The organism is uncultured Winogradskyella sp., assembly GCF_963975125.1.
Taxonomy (GTDB): domain Bacteria; phylum Bacteroidota; class Bacteroidia; order Flavobacteriales; family Flavobacteriaceae; genus Winogradskyella.
Genome location: NZ_CAXBGB010000119.1, coordinates 1 through 6,269, shown reverse-complemented (window position 1 = coordinate 6,269; position 6,269 = coordinate 1). Strand labels below are relative to the sequence as shown.

4 protein-coding genes are annotated in these 6,269 nt (G+C 32.9%); all 4 read left to right on the top strand.

Annotation, left to right across the window (positions count from 1 at the left end; genetic code table 11):
- The first annotated feature begins 210 nt into the window (after positions 1-210).
- Positions 211-795 carry a Crp/Fnr family transcriptional regulator gene (locus AAC053_RS13255; protein WP_339757568.1) on the top strand — a complete coding sequence of 195 codons (585 nt, stop codon included), beginning with the start codon at positions 211-213 and terminating at the stop codon, positions 793-795.
- A 161-nt stretch (positions 796-956) separates the two neighbouring features.
- Positions 957-2,126 (top strand): NAD-dependent epimerase/dehydratase family protein, encoded by a 1,170-nt coding sequence (locus AAC053_RS13250; RefSeq protein ID WP_339757565.1) that lies wholly within the window; start codon positions 957-959, stop codon positions 2,124-2,126.
- 591 nt (positions 2,127-2,717) lie between these two features.
- Complete coding sequence (locus tag AAC053_RS13245; RefSeq protein WP_339757562.1) at positions 2,718-3,779, top strand: hypothetical protein; 1,062 nt, start codon at positions 2,718-2,720, stop codon at positions 3,777-3,779.
- Between the two features lie 16 nt (positions 3,780-3,795).
- Positions 3,796-6,269, top strand: a 2,474-nt coding sequence (locus tag AAC053_RS13240; RefSeq protein WP_339757559.1) for a pyruvate carboxylase, incomplete at its 3' end; no start/stop codon positions are given.

Here is a 6,269-nt window from a genome sequence, read left to right as displayed (position 1 = left end):
TACTTTATATCAAGGCGGTCAAGAAACAATTGCTAAAAAAGTTGAATAAGTTTTTATACACTTTAGATATAAGCCACTTTGCAAAAACAAAGTGGCTTTTTCTTATAGAAAAAAGCAGATAAACTAGTATTAGTTTATAGCATCGAATTTAACACACATACTTAAATTATTTTGCGTACTTTATTGTCTTTAACTTATTTATTTATTTAAGTGAAATCAGACAACTCAGTCATAAAAGAAATTTTTAAAGATCTTAACTTTACAGAAGAAGAAATTAAGATTATAGAATCTGTATTTCAAAAAGTCAAAGTAAAAAAAGGAGCAATTTTGCTAAACGCAGGTGATCTTGTTGATTTACAATACTACATTTTAGATGGCTGTTTAAGAACTTACCATGTAGATTTGCAAGGTAAAGAACACACAGTTCAATTTGGCATTAAAGATTGGTGGATTAGTGACTTTACAGCATTTTTCAATTCAGGAGAGGCAATAATGACCATCGAGGCGATACAAGATTCAACACTTTATAGAATCTCTAAACAAGGTAAAGATTATTTGTACAGTGAAATTCCTAAAATAGATCGCTTTTTTAGAATAAAACTCGAACGTGCATTTGCCTCTTTTCAAAAAAGGATATTATCTAATCTATCTCAAACTGCTACAGAGCGGTATCTTAATTTTATAAAAGCCTATCCAAATATTGAAAAAAACATAAAGAACTATCACATAGCATCTTATTTAGGTATTACTACAGAAAGCTTAAGTAGAATACGAAAAGAGCTGTCAAGCATTTAGATTTCTTATCATACATCAATTTTTTAACAGCATAATAGTTTTAATTTTGCTGCACTAACAAGATTAATTAAGATCTTTTACCCTTAGGATTAATAGCCCTAAAGCGCAAGTTGTATAAACTTGCGCTTTTTTTATAACTTTATATTCTAAATTCCATAAAGATGAAAAAATCGCAAACAAGAAGAACGTTTATAAAAACTGGTGCTTTAGCAACTTTAGCTATCCCAGTATTAGGAAGCAGTGTCATTAGTTGTAAATCTGAAATTAAACAAGAAACAACAGATACATCTTCAAAAAAACTAAAAATACTAATTCTTGGTGGCACTAGTTTTTTAGGACCACACCAAGTCGCTTATGCCTTATCTCGTGGTCATTCGGTTTCAACATTCACTCGCGGAAAAACATTACCATCTGTACACACAGAATTATTTGACCAAGTAGAACAACTGATTGGAGATAGACAAGACAATCTCACAGCTTTAGAAAACAGGAAATGGGATGTTGTTATTGATAATTCTGGCCGAAAAGTTGAATGGACTAGAGCTACCGCAAACCTATTAAAAGACAATGTTGGGATATATATGTACACCTCATCTACAGGAGTATATTATCCTTATCTAACGAGTGACATTAAAGAAGACAAAAAACTAGTTTTAGAAATGCCAAAAGGTCTTTCTAAAAATGAACAATACGAACAAGAATATGGAGTGATGAAAGCAAATTCTGAACTCGAAGCCATCAAAGTTTTTGGCAAAGAACGTACTATAGTCATAAGACCAACCTATATGATTGGTCCTGCAGATAAAACCGATCGTTTTATACATTGGCCGATTAGACTTGCAAAAGGAGGTGAAATACTAGTCCCAGGAAAAAAAGAAGATCCTGTACAATATGCAGATGTTAGAGATATTGCAGAATGGTTTATTAGACTTGCAGAAAATAAACAATATGGCACTTACAACGGAGTTGGTCCTAAATCCACACAAACCATGCAACAGTTTATAAAAGAAGCTGCTAAGACTTTCGATGTTGAATCTGAATTTATAATGGTAGATGATTATGATTTCTTAATAAAAAACAAAGTATATTATTCGGTGCCTTGGATAATGGGAGGTAAAAAAAATTACGGTTCTTCTAGAGTCTCAAACTCAAAATCTATCGCAGCTGGTCTAACATTCAGACCTTTAAAAAAAACAGTAAAAGACACTTATGATTGGTGGATCTCTGATGCTATTTCAGAAGAACGTAGGCAAAAATTTGAAGCAAATCCTGATACTTTATTTTTAAAAGAAAAAGAAATTCTTGAAAATTGGAAAGCCACTAAATCCTAATCAGTGTTAGTCATCTCAACTAATAGTGTACAACCAACCAAGTTTATATGGTATGGCAAAAAAGTACAGCTGGTATTTATAAAAAGCCAACTGATGTACCAATTTATTTGGGTAAAGCTTTAGTCTAAAATACCCAACCAAGAAAACTTTGCTTATCGTTTGCTCATAAATTTAGCACTGATGCTGTCTTACAACAATTTATAAATAATGCCATTTTTGTACTTATGTAAGAGTTTTAGAGGAAGGCGAAGTAAAAGCTGGTGATAATTTTGAATTGGTTAAACGAGTAAAAGATAGCATCTTTTTATTCAATTTTTTCGAATTATTATATGTTAAAGATAAAATAAAGACCACATTAGTTTAATCTTAAATAATGAAGCCAAACCTCAGCGTATCAGAAAACACTTAATTTTTTTTACTCATCGGCTTTTTTTGAAAAAAGAATCAGGTTATAGTCAATAATTTACCACACATCTATTATCTAAACAGCTAAAATGCAGCTTCTTAATAAATTATGTAACTTTCACGAAAACGTTGTAGTAAATCTTCATAATTTTACTTGAACTATTTTGGACCAAATGAAAAATTGTAATGAGCGAGAAACTTATTTCTAAAAAAAAGCCAGCTTATCCTATCAGTAATTTATTGTCAAATTACCTTACTGAACAAGGTAGAAACATTAAAATACCCATTTTTTATGATGACTTATTACGCTTTCAAGGTGCCATAGAAATTTTTGACAAAAATGGTAAAGACACACTTTGGATAAGTTGTTATTATGCAGAATACGAACGTGACGAAATAGAACACAGTCTTAAACAAATGTATTCTATCTTACATTCCGATGGTAGCGAAAATATCATTCATTATTTAAATATTGATAGTATAGATTTTTGCACCTTCGGCAATACAAAACCTTTTCGCGTAAAAGTTAGAAACATTCTTAACGATAATTATATTTTCCTTTACATAAAAAAAGCAGATGCATCACGTATTTATGGCCTAGAATTAGAACATTTATTATCACCCAACCACATTAACTTTTTAGTCCATAAAGACACCCTTATTGAGGAGCATATTTTAGGAATTCCTGGAGATACATTTATAAATAATCATTTAAACATACTCTCAGAACAAGACAAACGCGCTTTAGCTAAAGAGTTTGTAAAATTTAACGAACGCTGTTTTGTACGGTTGTTGGCAGATATGAGGTCTTATAATTACGTTGTTGTTATTACTCAAGATTTTGACAGAGTACAATACCGGATTCGCGCAATAGATTTCGATCAACAAAGTTACGAAGGCAATCCAAAAGTATATAAACCACAATTTCTAAAAGAAAACAATGCTCTTGTAAAGATGAGTTTAAAAGTTTTAGCCAAAGCATCTATAGAACAGTACGAAAAAGAAGAAAGATCACTGTTGGCAAAAAGAGCAACAAGTGAACACGAACGTTTAGATGATCTCATAAACTGTATGAAAGTAGATACCATTTCTACACCTGAAAAAATTAAGCAATTAAAAACTGGATTATTCAAGTTAACCAAAGATGTAAACTTTAAGAAATCTAAAAACATGGGAGAACTTCTAAGTAATGGTTTAGATTTTATTACCAGAAATTACGTTAACGAAAACCCTTATATCATAAAATAAACTCAGCCACTCATCAATGAAAATTAAAAAAATATTAGTCGCTAACAGAAGTGAAATTGCCATTAGAGTTTTAAGAGCGTGTGCAGAGCTAAATATCGCTACAGTTGCCATTTACACCTATGAAGATCGTTATTCGCAGCATCGTAACAAAGCTGATGAATCTTACCAAATTGGTGAAAACAATGAGCCTTTAAAGCCCTATTTAGATATTGAAGAAATTGTAGCCTTAGCAAAATCTAAAAACGTAGATGCCATACATCCTGGCTACGGTTTTTTATCTGAAAATTCAGAATTTGCCAGAAGATGTGCAGAAAATGACATCATTTTCGTTGGTCCAGATCCAGATGTTATGGATGCTTTGGGAGACAAAATCACAGCTAAGAAAATAGCTGTACAATGTAACGTTCCAATTATAGAAAGTAACAAAAACGACCTTAAATCATTAGACATTGCAATTTCTGAAGCCAACAGAATTGGTTATCCTGTAATGCTTAAAGCTGCTTCTGGCGGAGGTGGTCGTGGTATGCGAGTCATAAGGGCAGACGCAGATTTAGAAACCACTTTTGAATCTGCCAGAAACGAAGCCTTAAATGCGTTTGGAGATGATACTATGTTTATAGAAAAATATGTAGAAAACCCAAAACATATTGAGGTACAAATTGTTGCAGATAGACATGGTAATATTCGTCATTTATTTGAACGTGATTGTTCCGTGCAGCGTCGTCATCAAAAAGTAGTAGAAATAGCTCCATCGTTTAATGTTTCTCAAGAGGTAAAGGATGCACTTTACAAATATGCTGTAGCAATTACTTCAGAGGTCAATTATAATAACATTGGAACCGTAGAATTTTTAGTCGATCCAGATGATAATATTTACTTTATAGAAGTGAATCCAAGAATTCAGGTTGAGCATACCGTTACAGAAATGATAACTGGAATAGACTTAGTAAAAACACAAATTTTTATTGCTGGTGGCTACAAGTTATCGGATCAACAAATAAAAATATATGAACAAGATAGCTTATCAACCTATGGTTTTGCGCTTCAATGTAGATTAACGACAGAAGATCCAGAAAATAATTTTACACCAGATTATGGCGATATTACCACCTATCGTAGTGCTTCTGGTATGGGAATTCGATTAGACGCAGGAAGCATTTATCAAAGTTATAGTGTCAGTCCGTTTTTTGATTCCATGTTAGTTAAGGTTTCTGCTCATGGTAGAACATTAGATGGAGCGATTAGAAAAATGACACGAGCTTTAAGAGAATTTAGAATTAGAGGTGTAAAAACCAATATTCATTTTTTACAGAATGTCATTAAACACGACACTTTTAGAAGTGGTAAAGTATCTGTTAATTTTATTCAGAATACGCCAGAGTTATTTAATATAAAATTACCTCAAGACCGAACTTCTAAAGCCATAAATTTCCTAGCAGAAGTGGTTGTAAACGGTAATTCAGATGTAAAGTTTATAGAAGAAAACAAAGTGTTTAGAGAACCTAAAGTTCCTAAATTCAGTTCTAAAGATGCATTTCCAAAAGGCACAAAGGATTTACTCACTGAGCTTGGACCAGAACAATTTTGTAAATGGTTAAAAGCAGATAAAAAAATCCATTATACAGATACAACCATGCGTGATGCGCATCAGTCGCTTTTAGCAACACGAATGCGAAGTTACGATATGCTCAAAGTTGCAGAAAGTTTTGCAAAAAATCATTCGAACACTTTCAGTATGGAAGTTTGGGGAGGAGCAACCTTTGATGTATGTTTACGCTTCTTACACGAAAGCCCATGGACACGTTTACGAGAACTCAGAAAAGCGGTTCCTAACATATTATTCCAAATGTTACTGCGTGGATCTAACGGAGTGGGTTACAAAGCTTATCCTGATAATCTCATTGAGAAATTCGTTGAAAAATCTTGGGAGAATGGTGTCGATATTTTTAGAATATTCGATTCGCTTAATTGGGTGAAAGCCATGGAACCAAGCATCAGTTATGTCCGTAAAACTGGTGGTATTGCTGAAGCTGCACTGAGTTATACAGGTGATATATTAGACACCAAACAAACCAAATACAACTTAAAGTATTACACACAACTCGCCAAAGACTTAGAAAATGCAGGTGCACACATGATAGCTATAAAAGACATGGCAGGTTTACTAAAACCTTATGCAGCAACTGAATTAGTAGCCGCTTTAAAAGACACTGTAAATTTACCAATCCACTTACATACACACGATACCTCATCATTACAAACAGCTACATACCTAAAAGCTATTGAAGCTGGTGTAGATGTTGTTGATGTCGCCTTAGGCGGTCTATCTGGCTTAACATCGCAGCCCAATTTTAACGCGGTTGTTGAAATGATGAAACATCATGAGCGTTCTCATGATTTTGACATGGAAAAATTAAATCAGTTTTCAAACTTCTGGGAAGATACACGAGATATGTACTATCCATTTGAATCTGGTTTAAAAGCAGGAAC

What these genes read in the sequence shown, in the direction of transcription:
- AAC053_RS13250 (WP_339757565.1), top strand. Translation starts at nt 957, where the DNA reads ATGAAAAAATCGCAAACAAGAAGAACGTTTATAAAAACTGGTGCTTTA.
- AAC053_RS13245 (WP_339757562.1), top strand. Translation starts at nt 2,718, where the DNA reads ATGAGCGAGAAACTTATTTCTAAAAAAAAGCCAGCTTATCCTATCAGT.